The sequence below is a fragment of the Streptomyces montanus genome (genome assembly GCF_005786655.1).
Lineage (GTDB): Bacteria > Actinomycetota > Actinomycetes > Streptomycetales > Streptomycetaceae > Streptomyces > Streptomyces sporangiiformans.
Map to the genome: position 1 here is coordinate 148280 of NZ_VBZC01000005.1, position 18520 is coordinate 166799.

Sequence of the window (18520 nt, forward strand, 5' to 3'; positions counted from 1 at the left end):
TCGGTCACCGGTGCTGGTGGGAGAGCCGCCGGGCCAGCAGGGGGATGATCACTGCGGCGGCCACCACGTGGGAGGCGGCCAGGACGATCTGGGTGGAGGTGGCGGTGTGCGGGGCGATGGCGGGACCCGCGAGGGACAACGCGGTGAGCACGAGGGTGGTCACCACGAAGGTACGGGCGGGCCGCCGGGCCCAGCGGGCGAGGGCCACCGCGAGGACGATCCCCGCGACCGACCAGAACAGCACGCCCCCGGCGAAGCCGCCCACCGGAATCTCCGCGGCTTCTTTGGCCCCGGGACTGGCCACGTCCATTGGTACGCCGGCGCCCCGGGCGATGAGCGCGAACGCCTCGGTCACGGCGGCACCGGCGAGGGCGGCCAGGGCGCCGACCTGCCACACGGGGCGGGTGGCGAGGAAGCCGGCGGAGGACGGGGACGCGACGGTGGACTGGGATACGGTCACGCTCATGGCACTGTCTCCTGTGTGTGGTCCGGAGTTCCGGAGTTGATGGGCCTTTCGCAGAGGTAGACCAGGAGCCGGCGCAGAACTCAGCGGTCCGCGGGCAACCTTTTTCGCGACGGCTGTCCGCGCCGAACCGGACGCGTCTGCGAACCTTGCTCTCGTGCCGACCGATCCCGCTCCCGTCACCCCGGACGCCCCCACCCCCATACCTGCCCCACTCCTCACCCAGCAGTGGCTGGACCTCTCCTTCATCCACTGGGCCGTCGAACCGGGCGTCGTGGCACCGCTGTTGCCGGCCGGGACGGTTCCCGACACGCACGACGGAATGACGTACGTCGGGCTCGTCGCCTTTCGGATGGACCGGGTCGGATGGCTCCGGCTGCCCGGGGTGCCGTACCTCGGGACCTTTCCGGAGACCAACGTCCGCCTCTACTCGGTGGACGCGCACGGGCGGCGCGGTGTCGTCTTCCGGTCGATGGACGCCTCCCGGCTGATCCCGGTGGTGATGGGCCGCGTCGGCTTCCGGCTGCCGTACCTGTGGTCGCGTATGACCGTCCGGGCCGAGGGCGGCACCGTCACCTACACCAGCTCGCGCCGCTGGCCCGGCCCGCGCGGCGCGTACAGCCGCATCACCGTACGGACCGGTGAACGCATCGAGAAACCCACGGAGTTGGAGCATTTCCTCACCGCCCGCTGGGGCATGCACAACGCGTTCTTCGGCGGGACCGCGCCGTTGGCGTATCTGCCCAATGTGCACCCGCGCTGGCCGCTGTACCGTGCCGAGCTGCTCACCTGTGAAGAGAACCTGGTCGCGGCGGCCGGGCTCCCGACCCCGGACGAGCCCCCGGTCAGCGTGCTGTACTCCCCCGGCGTCCCGGTCCGCCTCGGCCGCCCCGCCCGCCCGGCGGGCATCCCCACCCCGTGAACGGTCGCGCCCGTCACGCGACCGCGAACCCGTGTCAGAGGCGCGTGCCAGGATGGTCAGGTGCCGACCACCACATTCACCACGCCGTTCATCGGCCGCGAAGACGAACTCGCCCGGCTGACCCGGGTACTGGACCGTGCCCGGACCGGTGAGGCGCGGGCCGTGCTCGTGGCGGGGGACGCCGGTGTCGGCAAGACGCGCGTGCTGGCCGAGGCCGCCGGGCACGCGTCGGAGACGGGGATGACCGTCGTCACGGGGCACTGCGTCGACCTCGGTGACGTCGGCCTGCCGTATCTGCCGTTCACCGAGATCCTCGGTGTGCTCGCCGCCGACGAGCGGCTTTCCGCCACCCTGGCGGCGCATCCCGCGGTCGGCCGTCTGCTCGGCGACGGCGGCAGCGCCCTGCCGGACGCCGGCAGCCGACTGCAGCTGTTCGAGGGCGTGGCCGCTCTGCTGGCCGACCTGGCGGAGTCCACTCCCCTGCTGCTGGTACTGGAGGACCTGCACTGGGCAGATCAGTCCTCCCGCGACCTGCTGCGCTTCCTGCTCAGCCGGGGGACCCTCCAGCGCCCCGCGGGCGGCACCTCCGCACTCCGCCTGGCGATCTTCGCGTCGTACCGGGCGGACGATCTGCATCGCCGCCACCCGTTGCGCCCCCTGCTGGCCGAGTTGGTGCGGCTGCCCGCCGTCGACCGCCTCGAACTGCGGCCGCTGCCCGACGCCGAGGTGGCCCGCCTGGTCCGGGCCCAGCGGGCGGCTCCCCTGCCCGAGGCCACCGTCAGCGACATCGTCGAGCGCGCCGAGGGCAACGCCTTCTACGCGGAGGAGCTGTTCGCCGCGACGGCCGACGCGCCGCCCGGCGGCCGCGGTGGAGCGTCGGCCGTGCCCAGCGGTCTGGCGGAGGTCCTCCTCATCCGTTGCGAGCAGCTCCCGGCCACGGCCCAGCAGGTACTGCGCACGGCAGCCGTCGCCGGGCGCCGTGTTGAGCACGAGCTCCTGCGCGACGCCGTCGACCTGCCCGAGCAGGAGCTGGAGTCGGCACTGCGCGAGGCCGTCGGCCGCCAGCTCCTCGTCCCCGGCGGGGGCAACACCTACTCCTTCCGGCACGCCCTCATCCGTGAAGCCGTCTACGCCGACCTGCTGCCCGGCGAGCGGGTGCGGCTGCACCGCGCGTTCGCCCGGCTGCTGGCCGGGCGGGGCCATTCGGCCGAGAGCGCGGCGGAGCGCGCCCACCACTCCCGGGAGAGCCACGACCTGGCCGACGCCCTCGCGGCCTCACTCGAGGCAGCCGACCACGCCGGGCGGATCGGCGCGCCCGCCGAGGAACTGCGCCACCTCGAAGCCGCCCTGGACCTGTGGTCGGCGGTGCCGACTTCCGCGCGGCCGGACGGCGTTCCCGACACCGTGACGCTCACCCTGCGTGCGTCGGCGGCCGCCGCCCGCGCCGGCGAAACCCACCGGGCGGTCTCACTCACCCGGGCCGCGCTCGCCGGCGTCGGCTCGGACACGGATGCGGAACTGGCCGCCCGCATCCGCTACACGCTCGCGGGCAACCTGATGCGGATCGACAGTCTGAAGGCCGCGTTCGCCTACAGCAGCGAAGCGCTCTCCCTGATCTCCGCGGAGCCTGCGTCGCATACGTGGGTGTGGGCCGCGGCCACCCATGCCATGGCGGCCCGCTACGTGGGCGAGGACGAGGTCGCCCGCCGGGTCGCGCTCCAGGCGCTGCACGTCGCCGAGGAACTCGACGTGGCCGACGCCCGGGCCGATCTGCTGATCTCCCTGATCGGTCTCGAAGTGCACAACCGCCGTACCGCGCAAGGGCGATCCCGGCTGCGGGAGGCGCGCGAGCTGGCCCGCCGGGCCGGCAACGTCGCGGTCGAGATACGCGCGCTCTTCAATCTCGCCATCGGCGCGTACGAATCCAGCGACCTGGACGAGTGCCTCACCTGGATCTCCGAAGGACTGGCGCGCGCGGACCGCGCCGGGCTGCTCTCCTCGCCGTATCCACTGGAGATTCGCTACCTGCACTCCATGGTGCTCTACACCCTGGGCCGTTGGGACGAGTGCGCCCGCTCGGCGGTCACCGCGACCGGCCGGCTGCCCGCCGCGGGCGGGTTCGCGATCGCTCCCGCGCTGTACGTGGCCTTGGCCCGCGGCGATCAGACGGCCGCCGAGCGGGCCCGTGCCCTCCTCGACGGGCCGTTCGACTGGATGGCCACGCTCGTCGCGGGCATTGTGCTCACCGACGCCGCGGCCCTGCGGGGCGATCCCGAGGCAGCCGTCGAGCAGCTGCGTACGACGATGGCGGCGCTCGACGACGACTCCGGTGCCGAACGCCCCGATGTCGCCGTCCGGCTCGCGGCCCTGGTCCTGGCCGCCATCGCGGATACGGCCGTGGAGCTGCGGCTGACCGGCGACGAAGCGGGGGCTCGCGGCTGGGCGGACACGGCGACGGAACTGGTGGAGCTGGCCCGGGTGACGGCCGCCAAGGGCCAGGACGGTGTGCAGCAGGGTCCCGAGGGCCTGGCCTGGCTGGCCCGCGCGGAAGCGGAATGGGTGCGTGCCACGACCGGGCCGGATGTCGAAGCGTGGGAGAAGGCCGTCGCCGCGTTCGGCTACGGGGATGTCTATGAGCAGGCCCGCGGCCAACTCCGCCTCGCGGAGGCGTTGCTGGCGGTGGGGCGCCGTGAGGAGGCTGCCGAGCAGGCGCGCGCGGCGCGCGACACGGCCGACCGGCTCGGCGCCGTGCCGCTGCGCGAGCGCGTGGACGCTCTCGTGCGACGAGGCCGCCTCGCGGAGAGTTCATCCACGGCCGGCGGGTTCCCCGCGCTGACCGCTCGCGAGAACGACGTCCTACTGCTGCTCGCCCGCGGGCGCACCAACCGCCAGATCGGCGAGGAGCTGTTCATCAGCGGCAAGACCGCCAGCGTCCATGTCTCCAACATCCTCGCCAAGTTGGGCGCCGCCAGTCGTACCGAGGCCGTGGCCCTCGCCTACCGCGCGGGGCTGATCGAGCCGGAGCCCGACCCAGCCGGATGACGACCGTGCGACGACGGGCCGCTCGTGTGCGATCCGCCGTCCCTCACACCCCCTGGCGCAGCATCCGCATCTGCTCGTCGAGCGGGGCCAGCCCGACATCGTGGCGGCGCTCGTCGAGAGTCTCCGGGCGGCGGATCGGGTACGGGCGGAAGGTCGCCGGGTCGATGCGGGTGCCGTAGAACTGCGGCTGGCCCAGCTCGACGGCGCAGTGGTCGGCGATGTAGGCGTGGTGCAGGGCCGGGCAGCGCCCGTCCGCCGTGGCCTGGGCGATCAGGTCGCGGCAGCGGATCTGGAAGTCGAGGTCCGGGGCGTGCAGCAGGATCATCAGCGCCGATGTCGAGGCAGGCGCGCCGACCAGGTCGGCGGTCGGCCAGGCGTGCCGTCGGACGATCGTCTTGAGTGCTTCGGCGTTGTCCTTGCGGCACTCGTTGATGCGGCGGCGGGAGGCGGAGGTGGGAGTCCGCTGCGCGTCCAGGGTGAGCCGGCGGTCCTCGTCGGCCCTGCGGACTAGTTCGTGGGCGAGGGCGGAGGCGAGCGCGGGGAGCACAGCCGTGCACCCCTCCTGGGACGCGTCCTGCGCGGGGCTCGTGTGTTCCTCGTGGACTTCGCCCACTTCGCCGCGGGTCAGGTGCCCCGGAGCACCGGAGCCGTTCATGAGAGCCCCCGCAGGACCCGCTTGCCTGTGAGGTGTGCCGCGACGGCCCGCACACTGGATGCCGTCATGGTGCCTCCTTCATGTGCAGCACGGAGAGGATGCCGGCCGTTGAGCCGGCGGGTGACCGACGCCTTGTCGCAGGAGTTGTCGCAGGAGCTGTCGTAGGAGGCCTCCGCGCTCTGAAGGCGGCCCGGTTCGTTGACCCGTGGCGCGAGTGTGGGGCCCTTGCCCCGGTTACTCGTTCGTCCGTCGGTCACGGTGGCCATCCAGGTCTCGCATCACGGTGCGCGGCATCTGCGTACCTGCCGAGGCGTCAAGTCCGCAGCGATGAGGCGCGGTTGAACGCCGTCGCCGCTGACTGTGCGACAGGTCACTCGATCACTATGATGGCGGACAGGCTCAACCCGCAACATGCGTTCTGATAATTTCAGAACGATCTTTATAGCTCTGTCTGTGTCAGCGTTGGCGTGGCACACTGCACGCTGTGAAGGCCGTTTCGGGAGGTAGGACGTGAGCGACAACCGCTCTGGCGGCAGCGCGCCGACCGTCCTGCGGATGGTCCTCGGCAAGCGCCTCCGCCACTTGCGGGAAAAGGCCGGGGTGTCGTTCGAGGACGCGGCACGGGCCATCGAGGTGACTCCTCTGACGGTCCGGCGGATCGAGAAGGCCGAGGTCGGCCTCCGTATCCCCTACGTACGGGAGTTGCTGCACACGTACGGGGTTCCGGCGGCGGAGGTGGACGACTTCCTCTCCCTGGCCAGGGAGGCCAACCAGCCCGGCTGGTGGTACAAGTACCGCGACGTACTGCCGGACTGGTTCAGCGCCTACGTCAGTTTGGAGAGCGAAGCCAGCGTCATCCGTCTCTACGAACCCCACTATGTGCCAGGTCTGTTGCAGACACACGACTACGCCGCCGCGCTGATGCGAGTCGGGTTCCCGAACGAGACGAAGGAGGACATCGACCGCCGGGTCGCGCTGCGCCTCAAGCGCCAGGATCTGCTCGCCAAACCGGAGTCACCGGCCATCTGGGCCGTCCTCGAGGAGACGGTGCTGCGCCGGCCGGTGGGCGGACCCGAGGTGATGCGGGCCCAGATCGACCGGCTGAACGAGGCTCTGGACCTGCCGAAGGTCCGGATCCAGATCATCCGTCTCGGAACGGGGGCGCATCCCGGCGCTTTCGGCCCGTTCCACTACTTCCGCTTCGGCTTCTCCGAACTTCCCGACGTCGTCTACACGGAAAGCCTCGCCGGCGCGGTCTATGTCGATCAGCCCGTCGACGTCGTCACGTATCTCGAAGTACTGGACCGGATGTCCGTACAGGCGGAGCCGGTCGCTCGCACCAGGGCCATCCTGGGTGAACTGCGTAAGGAGTTGTGAGTCATGGCTTCCATGGGCCCCATCTACAGCGGCATGCCGGCCATCGATCTGGGAACCGAGGGCTGGCAGAAGCCCTGGAGCGGTACGAACGGCGGGAGTTGTGTGGAGGCCAAGCGGCTGCCCGACGGCAGCGTCGCCTTCCGCCAGTCCACGGACCCGGACGGGCCCGCGCTGATCTACACCCGGGACGAGATGGTGTCGTTCCTGGACGGCGCGAAGTCCGGCAAGGCCGACTTCCTGGTCGCCTGAGACCCTCCCCCGCGTCCGCACCACGACGTCCGCACCACGACGCCCGCGCAACCGGGTGCCTCCCGCACGCGTACTCACGTCCTGCGGGGCGCCCGGTCACAATTCTGAACTGGGTTACCGCACAGGGAAGTTGACGGTAGGTTACGGAAGTTGACGGTAGGTTAGCGGCAGAGCGCGTGACAGAGCAGGAGAATCCTCATGACAGACGGCCGGCCCACCCCCGACCAGGAAGCCTTGTCCAAGATCGACACCACGGTGCCGCACTCGGCCCGCATCTGGAACTACTGGATGGGCGGGAAGGACAACTACGAGGTCGACCGGGTGGCCGGTGACGCCTACCGCGAGGTCGCGCCGAACATCGAGACGATGGCCCGCGCCTCACGCGACTATCTGATCCGCACCGTGTCCTTCGTGGCCGGAGACCTCGGCATCCGCCAGTTCCTCGACATCGGCACGGGCCTGCCCACGTACGACAACACCCACCAGGTCGCCCAGCGCGTGGCGCCCGAGTCCCGCATCGTCTACGTGGACAACGACCCCTTGGTGCTCCGTCACGCACAGGCGCTGCTGACCAGCACACCCGAGGGCGTCACCGACTACATCGACGCGGATCTGCACGAGCCCGAGAAGATCATCGACGCGGCGCGGCAGATCCTGGACTTCGACCGGCCCGTGGCGCTGATGCTCATGGGCATCCTCGGCCACATCCAGGACTACGAAGAGGCCAAGTCGATCGTCAGCCGTCTTCAGGCGGCCCTGCCGTCGGGCAGCTACTTCGTGCACTACGACAGCACGGACACCGACACCGCCCTCAAGGAGGCCCAGCAGGGCTACGACGACACGGGCGCCATCCCGTACGTGCTGCGCAGCCCCGAACAGCTCTCCGCCTACTACGAGGGCCTCGAACTGCTGGAGCCCGGCATCGTGTCCTGCCCGCTGTGGCGTCCGGAGTCCGGTACCTCGCCCAAGCCCACGGACGTCTACGGGGGCGTGGCCCGCAAGCCCTGATCTCGTGGGGATTCTGCCCACCTCGACACCTCGACACCTCGCCGCCATCGGTGCGGGCATGTACGACCACGGCACGCTCACGGAACTGGTGCGCGAGGCCGACATCGACGTGATCATGCTGCCCCTGGCGGGCGGTGAGCCAGCCTTCCAGCGCGTTCGCCGCGGGGCGCCGAGGAAGGGCCGGTCACAACGCGTCGGGCCCGGGGCCGCAGTCGGTGCACCGGTAGTCCGTCCAGCCGCCGGCGCCCTCGCTCCACATGCCGCCGGTGATCTCGTTCCCGCACTCGTGGCAGTGGGCGGGGGCCTTGCCGGTGAACCATGCCCAGAGGAGGCGGAAGTAGGCCTTCATGCGGTTCTGCTCCTTGGGGTCCGGTGCTCGCAGCCATCGTCGTGGGCCGTGCCGAGGCTGGTCCAGTGCTCGCAGCACACGCGGCGTCAAGCGCGGCAGCGCGGCCGCGGGATCGGAGTCGGGCAGCCGGTTGACGCCGGCGGCCCCGGCGCAGGACGTCGGGGGCAAGGCTGGCGCGGCGGGAGGCTTCGGCTACCGCCGCGCGGTGGACTCCACCATCGTGCGGGCCCATCAGCACGCCGCCGGCGCCCGCAGCGATCGTGTGGTGCCGGCCCGCCCGATCGCCGTCCTGGCAAGATGGCGGCATGGAACGTGTGCTTGGAATCGGTGGATACTTCATGCGGGCCGCCGACCCGGCGGCCCTGAGCGCGTGGTATCGCGATTGCCTAGGCCTGGACGCCGATGAGAACGGCCTGTGGCACCAGGGAGCCGGGCTGACGGTGTTCGCGACGTTCGAGTCCGAGACCGACTACTTCGGGTCCCGCGCCCAGCAAACCATGCTCAACTTCCGGGTCCGCGACCTGGATGCGATGCTCGCGCAATTGCGCGCCAAGGGAGCGGACGTGGCCGAAGAAACGCAGGACATGGAGGGTGTCGGTCGATTCGGCTGGGTCACCGATCCTGAGGGCAATCGGGTCGAGCTGTGGCAGCCCGCCTGACCGCGTCTTCACGCAGGCGCTGACGTGCTGGTGGACCACTGGGTTGTCGAGGTGTGAACCTTGGTCAGGCGCGCGCGGCCATGTCCCCTTACGCCGTCCGCGGGCTGTATGAAAGCGCGAGGCTAGGAGGCGGTGCGGGATTCCAGGTCGCGGCGGGTGTCGTTGCCGTACACGCCCGTCTCGTCGCCGCGGATGCCGTACCAGAGCTGGAAACGTGCCACCGCGGCGGTCAGTGTGGCGTCGTACTCGCCGCTGGTCGAACCGTCCTGGTACACGTTGGGGATGCGCAGCAGCCGTTCCTGGAGCTCGCTCACGTCCGGGCCGCTGTCGCCCTCGCGCAGGGTGCCGGGGCCGTCCGGGTCGGCCGCGCCGCCCGGGTCGGCCGCCGAGCGGGACGGAGTGGCGGGCTCCGGCGGGGGGACGGAGGCGGCAGGGGGACGCGCCTGCGACTCTCCGGCGTCCCTGTCCCAGGTGAGCAGCAACGCGGCACCGAATCCCGCCAGGGCGGTCGCCACGGCGGCGACGGCGATCGCCGTACGACGGAGCCAGGCCGTACGCGGCGACGCCCTCCGTGGTCCGCCCCGGGTCGGTGGGTCTGCCCGCTGCTCGCCCACGACGGGCGGCAGTTCCTGTGTGTCGTCCTCCGCCTGCCAGGACGCCGCCGACGGCGCGGTGGTGTCGGCCGCCGGTACCGCGAGGATTTCGTACTCCTCGTCCCGTGCGCGTTCCGCCGCGTTGACCTGTCGCACGAGTTCCGACAGAGCGCCCGGCCGGCGGCGGGCCAGGATGTGAGTGGGCTCGAGCGCCGGACGTTTCGGCGCGGTCTCGGGATCGGATGGTGTTGACACGCTGCTCTCCCCTCCCGGTGGTACTGGCCATTGATACGCGCGACGCTGCCCGGGAGTTCAACGGCGAGGACCGTTCAGAGAAACTCCACCTCGACGGGTGCCGCCGTGACCGTCGTACGCGGCACCCGTGCGACGAGAGCGAGCAGTTGCTCCCGTTCGGTGCCGACCGGGAGAGCGAAGCCGCCCAGCCACTGCTCGGGGGCGGTGGACTCGGTGGAGAGCGTGAGGGTGTAGACGTACCGGCCGGGGCGATCGGGAGTGAAGTGGGCGAAGGTCATGAGCGGGAGGCACCCGGGTCCGGTGGTGGGGTCGCAGGACTCGCCCGGCGCCAGCCGGCGCAGATCGTTCGCCCGGAGAGGTCCGACGAGGGGGTCCTCGGCCGGAGCGGGGCGCGCGACCAGCCCGCCGTTGTCGGCCCTGGTGATGGCGGGCAGGTAGTGGGGGTAGCGCAGGCCGTTCTCGGAACCGTCGAGCACGCCCGCGATCCAGAGGTCACGTTCCCCTGTGTTGCGGATCTCCGCCCGGACCGTGGCCGGGCGGCCGACGGGCTGCGAGCCGCTTGGTCCGTGCAGGACGAGGTCGAGCACGCCCGGCTCCTTCCGGTCCCTGCTTCCGTCACACCAGACTCTCACGGCGATCACGACACGACGATCACGGCGATCACGGGGTCGCGAGGACGCTCACGGGCAGAGGGGTCACCCGTGAGCGCCCTCGCGGGCCAGGTCAGCCGTCGCCGAACTCCGCGGTGAGCCGGGCCTTGGTGGTGTCGACCTGGTCCCGTACGGCATCCACGACGTACGGCTTGAACTTCTTCGCGCCGAAGTGCCGCACCAGGCGGTCGAGCGTCGTGTTGGCCTCTTCGAGGTCACCCTGGCGGGCGTAGGCACGGGCCAGGCGGCGCGTGGCCAGGTTCAGGGTGAGGTTGTCGACCCCCTTGCCCTGCTCGGAGACCTTGACGACCTGGCTGAGCTGCTCGATCCCGGACTTGGGGTCGGGCGGGCGTACGGTCAGCTCGGCCTTGTCGGGGCTCAGGCTCTTGAACTCGTGCTCGAAGTTGAGTCCCTTGGCCAGTCGCGCGTACACGGCGAAGGGGTGCGTGCCGTGGCGCTCGATGATCTCCTGCAGCGCGTCGTTGCCGGACTGCAGTGACGGGGAGTCGGAACCCCGCAGCGCGAGGATCTTGCCCTGCTCCTCGCCCATCATCAGCTCGGCGAGTTGCACGTCGGTCTGGCTGACGGGGTGCCTGACGGTGAGCCGCAGCACCGGCGAGACGATCCGGGACCCGTCCGAGGCCACATAGGAGGCGCGTAGCTGATAGGTGCCGGGCTGCTGGAAGTAGTGCCCGTCGTGGCCGTAGCCGATGTAGGCGCTGCTGTAGAGGGCGGGCCTGCTCGTGTCCAGGCGTACGGTCTGGTCCTGGTCGACGCAGCGGCGCAGCAGCGGCCGGTAGAGCACGGTGCGGCCGGAGGGCTGCCGGATGGCGATGTTGACGAGTTCGTCGTCCGGGTGGAGGTGGTTGTGGGTGGAACGGCCGCGCAGGTCGGTCGTCTCCAGCTTGAGTTCGACGACGACGGGTTCACCGAACGCGAAGCCGTTCTTGTCGGCGCGCAGGTCGAGGCGGAGACCGGACTCGTCGGCGAGCGGCTCGTCGAAGAGTTCGGGCTCGATTTCGGCCGCGCCCACACCGAAGGCGTTGGCCCCCATGACGACGTTCTTGTAGAAGCCGTGCCGCAGATGGATCTGCTCGTTGTCGGTGAACTGGAAGGGGAAAGCTCCCCAATAGGCGGCCGCCCCGCCGTTTCCGTTCAACGGCTGGTAGTTCTGCGGGTAGTTCATCCACGAGAGGTCGGCGAGGCCGTTGTTGCCGCCGAGCGGGGCCGGGGGCTGCGCCAGGTTCTTCTGCCAGGAGTGCAGCAGGTTGAAGGCGTGCCCCAGTTCATGGACGTACGTGCGCAGTTGGGCGCGCTGCGATTCGGCGTCGGTGCCCTTGATCAGGTCGTAGAAGACGGCGCAGCCCTGCCGCTGGAAGGCGTCGGCGGCGTCGAACATGATGCCGCGTACGCCCGCCATGCCCTCGTAGGCGCTGGCCACCAGCAGCCATACCTTCCACTGCGGGGCGTTGCGCCACAGGCTGAAGTTGGTCTGCATCGCGGCGTGCAGTTCGGTGTTCGTCCAGCCGTTCTGGTTGTTGCCGATGACGTTGGCGGTGCCGGACACGAGCAGTTCGATGCCGGCCTCGGCGAAGGCGCGGGGCACGGTGAGGATGCGGGCCGGGCTGTTGGGCGGCTGCGGGAGCGAACCGGTGTTGTACGAGAGGAAGGGCACGGACCCGGTCACGGAGTCCTGCTCCCACTCGACGGTGCGGAAGTACGGCGAGACGTACGGGCACACGTAGGTGGCACCCGGTTGGTTGGGCGGCCGGAAGAACTGCACGGTCGCCGCGCCGGGCGGCTGGTTCGTCCTGCGGCGCGGGATGGTGACCTGCACGATCGGGTAGCCGGCCTGCCAGGTGTAGCTGCCGACTCCCTTGATGACGACCTTGGTCGCGCTCCAGGAGACCGAGGGGGCGTGTACGACGAAGGAGCCGAAGTACGCCGTCGTGCCTCCGCTGGTGCTGAAGAAGTCGCCGCTGACCTTCCGCAGGACCTTGGGGCCGCCCGGCACGCTGTCGACGTCCACGCGCAGGTCCAGTTGGTAGCCGCCGCCGGTGCCGCGGTACCGGCCGCGAGTGGGGCGGAGGGCGGGGGCGGGGGCGGCGGCACTGCCCGCGGCGCCGGGCTGTGGGGTCGCGGCGGCTTCCATCACCGGCTCCTGGGAAGCCGGTTGCGCCTCGGTGAGGGGCTCCTCCGTGACCGGGTTCTGGCTGCTCTCCCACTCGTCGGGAGAGGATGCGTCGGCCAAGGGCGCCGCTGAGAAGTCGGCCGAACCCGTGGTCGGGTCTCCACTGGCTGTTGACATGGCGACAAGTCCTCCGTTCGCCTGAATGCTCCAATCAGCAGGTGGTGTCCGGACGACACCACCCGGAGTCCCGGCCGGCCGGGAGGACTGGTGCTGCACGTTGGCACCGCACCACGTTCGCGTCAACGATCCTTTCCGTTGTCCCTCAGAAATACGACGCAATTCGATTCGCCGGTTCACTGGCGATTCAGAAATACACCGAAGATGAAATTCCGTACCGAGAGAATGACGATGACCGAGGGACGACGACATGACGACCATGCACGCCTGGGAAGTGGCCGAGCCGGGACCGATCGAGCAGGGACCCCTGAGGTTCGTCGAGAAACCGGTCCCGACGCCGGGCCCCGACGAACTCCTCGTCCACGTGAGCGCCTGCGGTGTCTGCCGCACCGACCTGCATGTCGCCGAGGGTGATCTGCCGGTGCGCCGACCGCGGGTGACACCCGGTCACGAGGTCGTCGGGCGGGTCGCGGGGATGGGCGAGGCGGTGACCGGATACGACCTCGGCGACCGGGTCGGCGTGGCATGGCTGAGACGTACCGACGGAACCTGTACGTACTGCGCGCGCGGGAACGAGAACCTCTGCCCGCATTCTGTCTACACCGGATGGGACGCCGACGGCGGCTACGCGGAATACACCACCGTGCCCGCCGCCTTCGCCTATCCGCTGCCCGGCGGCCTCGACGACGTCGCCCTCGCCCCATTGATGTGCGCGGGCATCATCGGCTATCGCGCGCTGCGACGCGCGTCGCTGCCTCCGGGCGGGCGCCTCGGCCTGTACGGCTTCGGCGGCTCGGCGCACCTGTGCGCACAGGTGGCGCTCGCACAGGGCGCGACCGTCCATGTGCTGACCCGCGACCCGGCCGCCCGGCGCCTCGCCCTCGACCTGGGCGCCGCCTCGGCCGGCGGCGCCTACGACGCACCGCCGGAACCGCTCGACAGCGCGATCCTGTTCGCCCCGGTCGGCGACCTGGTCCCGGTCGCGCTGCGGGCCCTCGACCGCGGCGGGGTCCTGTCGATCGCGGGCATCCACCTCACCGAGGTACCGCCGCTCGACTACCAGCGTGAGCTCTTCTACGAGAGGGAGGTGCGCAGCGTCGCCTCCAACACCCGTGAGGACGGCCGGGAGTTCCTGACCCTCGCGGCCCGTTACGACGTACACGCCACCACGCACACGTATCCTCTGGCCGAGGCACAACAGGCGCTCCAGGATCTGAAGGCGGGCCGCTTCGACGGGGCGGCCGTGCTGGTCAACGAGAAGGGACCGCGGGCCTGACACCGTCGCCGCATACCCCCTGCCTCCAGGGCGAACGGACCTTGATGAACCTTCTTCCCTTCACCGCCGCTCACGCGATCACCGTGGCGAGCTGGCCCGCCTCCGCCACGGAGGTCGCGATGTGGTGCGGACAGCGAGAGTTTCCCGTGACCGAGGGGACCGTACTCGGGTGGCAGCGGGACGACGATGTGGCGGCGCGTGTGCTCGTCGAGGGTGAACGGGTCGTCGCGTACGGGGAGTTGTGGTTCGACGCCGAGGAGGACGAGGTCGAGCTGGCACGGATCATCGTGGCGCCCGAGGCCCGCGGGAGGGGCCTCGGGCGCGTCCTCGTCCGGGGTTTGCTCTCCGAGGCCGAAAGCGCCGGGCACTCCGATGTCTTCATGCGGGTGCACCCGGACAACGACAGGGCTCTGCGCTGCTATCGCGGAGCGGGGTTCGTCACCGTCGACCCGGATCTGGCCAAAGCCTGGAACACCCTGCAGCCCGTCGCCTACGTGTGGCTACGGCACGAGTGAGATCCGTATCCCGACCGTCCCCTGCTTCCCGCGCCGCAGTCGGCTGCCGAACAGGGTGAGTCGGCCGAGGACGCCGTACTTGCGGGCGATGAGGTCGCGGTAGCGAGCGGTGCCCTCCTGGTCGCAGACCTCGGCGGTGGCGGGGATCTGCTCGCCGGTCGGTTTGCCCCGCACGTCGCACGGTCCGACCAGGATGTCGGCGCGGTTGCGGATCCGCTTCACCTTCCAGGAGTCGGCCGCCGTCCAGGCACCGAGCGTCTCGCCGTCCCGCACCACCCACACGGGGGTCGCGACCTCGGTGCCGTTCTTCCGATAACTCGTGATCAGCAGGTACTTGGCGGTGCCGAGCCGCTCCAGCGCAGTGGTATCCACGTTCGGAGTCTAGGCGCCACGGATTCCCGGCCCCGCGCCGCCCCTGGTCCAGGCAGGGGTCGAGGAGGCACTTTCGGCCTACGCTCCCCCGTCCGCGTCGCCCGTGTCAGACTCCGACGATGACCTCGGAGACGATCAACGCGGCGGCCGCGGGGACCTGGCGACTCGGTGACCTCTCGGACCACGAAGTCGCCCTGCTCGACTGACGGTTGGGGGCCTTCACATCATGGGCGACAGCACTCTGTGGGTGGCGGCGCTGACGGCCGCGACCGCGGTGCTCGCGAGCTGGGTGACCAGCCGCGGCACCGCCCGGGCGGCGCGCATCCAGGCGGACGCGGCCGCCGCGACCGTGCGGACGGATCGGCTCCGGGCGGCCCGGCGGGCCGCGTACGTCGACGTCATCGAGCAGGCCCAGCGCATGGGCGACCTCTACTGGAAGGTGACCGACACGCACGAGATCAGCGACGCCGACGACCGCCTCCTCACACTCAAGGATCTGCGGCTACGGCTCCGCGGCGAGTACGCCGTGCTGCGTCAGCGCGTCTGGGTGGCGGATCTGGAGGGCCCGCCCGAAGTGGCCTCGGCCGCGGACCGGCTCCGGCGGTCCACCAGCGACAACTACCGGGCACTCGGGGCCATGATCGCCGGTGAGCCGGACGCGGCCGAGCGGTTCGACGCCTGCTACAGGCCCTACTGGGAGTCGGTCGTGCACTTCGTGGACACCGCTCGCAGCGCCCTCCACGAGACGCGTACGTAAGGACAGCCGCACCTCTGTCGACGGGCAGGCATGCCGAAACTCTTGACGCGCGGCGCCGGGACTGCGTACATATGACTGCGCAGACATGACAGCGCAGTCATACGCCCGACGCACGCCAGACACATGGCAGCCGTACGGCAGACTGTGCTGGATTCCGCGAGCGGCCATCAGGAGACGTCATGACGGGACCGGTAAGACGGGGCGGGAGTTCCCCTGTGCCGCGCAGTGCCGACGTCGCCCGTCGGGCGGGGGTCTCGCAGAAAACGGTGTCCAGGGTCTTCAACGACGAGCAGTACGTCTCCGCCGAGGTGCGCCGACGTGTACTCGAAGCCGCTGAAGAGCTCGGCTACCGGATGAACCACGCGGCCCGGGCGCTGGCCTCCGGACGGTCTCGTTCGATCGGTGTGGTGTCGCTCGGAACGGCCTTGTACGGGCCCGCCTCGCTGCTCATCGGCGTCGAGCGGGCCGCTCGGGACGCGGGTTACGCCCTCCGTGTCGTCAACACGATGGAAGGCGACCCGGCGGGTGTCGCGGGCGCTGTGGACTCACTGCTCGAGCAGGGTGTGGACGGCATCGTCATCTCCGAGCCGATCGATGAGGGACCGGTGTCCCTCAGCACCGACGTGCCGGTCCTTGTCCTCGGTGCGCCACCGGCGTTCGCCGGCCCTCGCGCCGTGACCGTGGGGGTCGGCTCCGATCTGCTGGCGCGCGCGGCCACCGAGCATCTGCTGGACCTGGGACACACGACCGTCCATCACCTCGCCGGTCCGCGGCGGTGGTACGCCGCCAGGGACCGCCTCGAAGGGTGGCGAGCGGCGCTCACGGCACGCGGCAGGGACGAACCGCCCGTCATCGAGGGCGACTGGTCGGCCTCTTCCGGGTACGCGGCAGGCCGCGAGCTCGCTTCCGACCGTGATGTGACCGCGGTGTTCGCCGCGAACGACGACATGGCCATCGGTCTGATCCGCGCGCTGGCGGAAGCCGGCCGGCGTGTGCCGGACGACGTCAGTGTCGTCGGTTTCGACGACATCCCGGTCTCCGCCTATGTGACTCCTCCCCTGACCACGGTGCGTCAGCCGTTCGACGCCGTGGCGCAGGAAGGACTCCGGCTTCTCGTGCACGCCATCGAGAAGCCGGACACCGACCCTCTGGCGGCGAGCGACCCACCGGTCGACCTCGTCGTCCGCGCCTCGACCGCGCCTCGGCCGCCCCGGACGACCCCGGGGCGCGAGCGGCGCACCACCTCTCCGCCCGGGTAGTGGCCGGCCCGCACGGTCCCGCGATCTCCGACGAGGGGCCACCTGTCCCCCACCGGTCAGCGTCCACCAGCCCGAACGGCACCCGTTTACGGCGGTGCGCGCCCTGAGGCAGTAGCCGGACCGGCCGCTGCTCCGTCCCGCGCTTCTCTCCCCTCTCCCACGGACTCCCCTGCGTACCGCATGCGTGGCGTGCGTCGGCCGGTCACCGCCCGTGCCGGGGGCGCGTACCCGAACAGGCCGACCTCGTGGGCCTGTTCGGCACCCCAGGCCTCTCCTCCGCTGTTCTTGCCCGTCCCGTCTTCTCCTCCTACTCATCCCTGTTCGGCGCGCCCTCGCCAGGCCGTGCCGTCCCCTTCGCCCATCGGCGGGAGTTCACCATGCCCAGATTCAACGCCGGCCCTTCCCGGATGAGCCGTCGGCTGTTCCTCACCGCGGCGGGAGCGGCGTCGCTCAGCGCCGCGCTGTCCGCGTGTGGCGGCAGCGGCGACTCCGGCGGCTCGTCCTCCGCCAAGCCGGTCGGCCAGGCCGACATCGACAAGGCGATGAAGACGCCGACCGAGCTGACGTTCTGGACCTGGGTCCCGGACATCAAGCAGGAGGTCGCGCTCTTCGAGAAGAAGTACCCGGCCATCAAGGTCAAGGTCGTCAACGCCGGCCAGGGCGTGGCGCACTACACGAAGCTGCGCACGGCGCTCAAGGCCGGCAAGGGCGCTCCGGACGCGGTCCAGATCGAGTACCAGGCGATCCCGACGTTCACGATCACGGACAGTCTGCTGGACCTGCGGCCGTACGGCGCCTCGGAGCTCAAGGACGAGTTCGTCGACTGGACGTGGGGGCAGGTCAGTGGCAGCGACGGCGAGGTCTGGGCGATCCCGCAGGACACCGGCCCGATGGGCATGCTGTACCGGCAGGACATCTTCGACGACCACGGGATCGAGCCGCCGAAGACCTGGGACGAGTTCGCCGCCGCTTCGCGGGAGCTCCACAAGGCCAACCCGAAGATCTACATGACCAACCTGGCGGCGAACGAGGCCGCCGCGTGGCACGGCCTGCTGTGGCAGGCGGGCGCCAAGCCGTATGCGACCTCCGGCAAGAGCGACCTCTCCATCAGCGTCGACGACGCGGTCTCCAAGAAGCTCGCGGCGTATTGGGGCGGTCTCGCGAAGGAGGGAGTCATCGGCGTGGAGCCGGACTTCACCGACGCGTGGTTCTCCGCGCTCAACAAGGGCAAGTACGCCACCTGGATCACCGCTGCCTGGGGACCGGTCTTCCTCGCGGGTTCGGCCAAGTCCACCGCCGGCAAGTGGCGTGCGGCCCCGCTGCCGCAATGGGACGCGTCGGCGCCGAGTTCGGGCAACTGGGGCGGCTCGACGACCGCCGTCACCAGGGCGACCAAGAACCCCATCGCGGCCGCTCAGTTCGCCCAGTTCCTCAACAGCGACCCCGCGAGCGCGAAGCTGTTCACCACCAAGCAGTCCTTCTTCCCGGCGACGAAGGCGCTGCTCGCGGACTCCGCCTTCGCCGGTGACGCGCCCGCGTTCTACGGCGGGCAGAAGGTCAACCAGGTGTTCGCAGACGTCAGCGACACGGTCACCCCCTCGTTCCAGTGGCCGCCCTTCCTCGACCAGGCCGTGACGGACTGGACCGAGACCGTCGGCAAGTCCCTCGCCAGGAAGACCGACACCGTGGCCGCGCTCGACCAGTGGCAGAAGCGACTCACCACCTACGCCAAGAGCCAGGGCTTCACCGTCAAGGCTCCGTGACGCCCGGCGGGTCCTCGCCCCCCCCTCGCGAGGGCAGGGACCCGCGAC

General features: G+C 70.6%; 18 protein-coding genes. 11 read left to right on the forward strand and 7 right to left on the reverse strand.

Translation table 11 applies throughout. The features are described from left to right. Positions 1-4: 4 nt before the first annotated feature. Positions 5-466, reverse strand: a complete 462-nt coding sequence (locus FE633_RS05895; RefSeq protein WP_138043998.1) for a DUF6069 family protein — start codon at positions 464-466, stop codon at positions 5-7. A 154-nt stretch (positions 467-620) separates the two neighbouring features. Between FE633_RS05895 and FE633_RS05900 the strand changes: the two genes are divergently transcribed. Next, entirely contained in the window at positions 621-1385 is a 765-nt protein-coding gene (locus tag FE633_RS05900; RefSeq protein ID WP_138043999.1) for a YqjF family protein, read from the forward strand. 60 nt (positions 1386-1445) lie between these two features. Continuing rightward, on the forward strand, positions 1446-4427 hold the full coding sequence (locus FE633_RS05905; protein ID WP_138044000.1) for a helix-turn-helix transcriptional regulator: 2982 nt from the start codon (positions 1446-1448) through the stop codon (positions 4425-4427). A gap of 43 nt (positions 4428-4470) precedes the next feature. On the opposite strand, the gene FE633_RS05910 is transcribed toward FE633_RS05905, so the two are convergent. Then, positions 4471-5082: a DUF6624 domain-containing protein gene (locus FE633_RS05910; RefSeq protein WP_342791026.1), complete on the reverse strand. Its 612-nt coding sequence runs from the start codon at positions 5080-5082 to the stop codon at positions 4471-4473. A gap of 555 nt (positions 5083-5637) precedes the next feature. Between FE633_RS05910 and FE633_RS05915 the strand changes: the two genes are divergently transcribed. The 3 genes from FE633_RS05915 (at position 5638) to FE633_RS05925 (ending at position 7716) form a co-directional block, all read left to right on the forward strand. Continuing rightward, positions 5638-6459, forward strand: a complete 822-nt coding sequence (locus tag FE633_RS05915; RefSeq protein WP_138044117.1) for a helix-turn-helix domain-containing protein — start codon at positions 5638-5640, stop codon at positions 6457-6459. Positions 6460-6462: 3 nt separating this feature from the next. Continuing rightward, a complete protein-coding gene (locus FE633_RS05920) occupies positions 6463-6708 on the forward strand; it encodes a DUF397 domain-containing protein (protein WP_138044001.1) in 246 nt (81 codons plus the stop codon). 198 nt (positions 6709-6906) lie between these two features. Further along, positions 6907-7716 (forward strand): SAM-dependent methyltransferase, encoded by an 810-nt coding sequence (locus FE633_RS05925; protein ID WP_138044002.1) that lies wholly within the window; start codon positions 6907-6909, stop codon positions 7714-7716. A 184-nt stretch (positions 7717-7900) separates the two neighbouring features. On the opposite strand, the gene FE633_RS47025 is transcribed toward FE633_RS05925, so the two are convergent. Beyond that, on the reverse strand, positions 7901-8065 hold the full coding sequence (locus FE633_RS47025) for a hypothetical protein (RefSeq protein ID WP_171059820.1): 165 nt from the start codon (positions 8063-8065) through the stop codon (positions 7901-7903). 305 nt (positions 8066-8370) lie between these two features. Here FE633_RS47025 and FE633_RS05930 point away from each other — a divergent pair, with 305 nt between their 5' ends. Beyond that, complete coding sequence (locus FE633_RS05930; RefSeq protein ID WP_138044003.1) at positions 8371-8724, forward strand: VOC family protein; 354 nt, start codon at positions 8371-8373, stop codon at positions 8722-8724. Between the two features lie 122 nt (positions 8725-8846). Here FE633_RS05930 and FE633_RS05935 read toward each other — a convergent pair whose 3' ends face one another. The 3 genes from FE633_RS05935 to FE633_RS05945 all read right to left on the reverse strand — a co-directional run bounded on the left by FE633_RS05935 (position 8847) and on the right by FE633_RS05945 (position 12530). Then, positions 8847-9572 carry a peptidoglycan-binding domain-containing protein gene (locus FE633_RS05935; protein WP_138044004.1) on the reverse strand — a complete coding sequence of 242 codons (726 nt, stop codon included), beginning with the start codon at positions 9570-9572 and terminating at the stop codon, positions 8847-8849. 74 nt (positions 9573-9646) lie between these two features. After that, positions 9647-10159, reverse strand: a complete 513-nt coding sequence (locus tag FE633_RS05940; protein ID WP_138044005.1) for a hypothetical protein — start codon at positions 10157-10159, stop codon at positions 9647-9649. Between the two features lie 136 nt (positions 10160-10295). Next, positions 10296-12530, reverse strand: coding sequence for a hypothetical protein (locus FE633_RS05945; protein ID WP_138044006.1), 2235 nt, complete (start codon positions 12528-12530; stop codon positions 10296-10298). A gap of 259 nt (positions 12531-12789) precedes the next feature. Between FE633_RS05945 and FE633_RS05950 the strand changes: the two genes are divergently transcribed. Together FE633_RS05950 and FE633_RS05955 are read left to right on the forward strand one after the other, a co-directional pair. Continuing rightward, positions 12790-13806 carry a zinc-binding alcohol dehydrogenase family protein gene (locus FE633_RS05950; protein WP_212747168.1) on the forward strand — a complete coding sequence of 339 codons (1017 nt, stop codon included), beginning with the start codon at positions 12790-12792 and terminating at the stop codon, positions 13804-13806. A gap of 44 nt (positions 13807-13850) precedes the next feature. After that, a complete protein-coding gene (locus FE633_RS05955) occupies positions 13851-14321 on the forward strand; it encodes a GNAT family N-acetyltransferase (protein WP_138044008.1) in 471 nt (156 codons plus the stop codon). On the opposite strand, the gene FE633_RS05960 is transcribed toward FE633_RS05955, so the two are convergent. Continuing rightward, positions 14307-14693, reverse strand: a complete 387-nt coding sequence (locus tag FE633_RS05960) for a PPOX class F420-dependent oxidoreductase (protein ID WP_138044009.1) — start codon at positions 14691-14693, stop codon at positions 14307-14309. The two genes, FE633_RS05955 and FE633_RS05960, sit on opposite strands and share 15 nt — an antisense overlap. A 226-nt stretch (positions 14694-14919) precedes the next feature. Here FE633_RS05960 and FE633_RS05965 point away from each other — a divergent pair, with 226 nt between their 5' ends. The 3 genes from FE633_RS05965 (at position 14920) to FE633_RS05975 (ending at position 18472) form a co-directional block, all read left to right on the forward strand. After that, positions 14920-15450 (forward strand): hypothetical protein, encoded by a 531-nt coding sequence (locus FE633_RS05965; protein ID WP_138044010.1) that lies wholly within the window; start codon positions 14920-14922, stop codon positions 15448-15450. 179 nt (positions 15451-15629) lie between these two features. Then, entirely contained in the window at positions 15630-16709 is a 1080-nt protein-coding gene (locus FE633_RS05970; RefSeq protein ID WP_138044011.1) for a LacI family DNA-binding transcriptional regulator, read from the forward strand. A gap of 377 nt (positions 16710-17086) precedes the next feature. Further along, positions 17087-18472, forward strand: a complete 1386-nt coding sequence (locus FE633_RS05975; RefSeq protein WP_138044012.1) for an extracellular solute-binding protein — start codon at positions 17087-17089, stop codon at positions 18470-18472. The last annotated feature ends 48 nt before the right edge of the window (positions 18473-18520 follow it).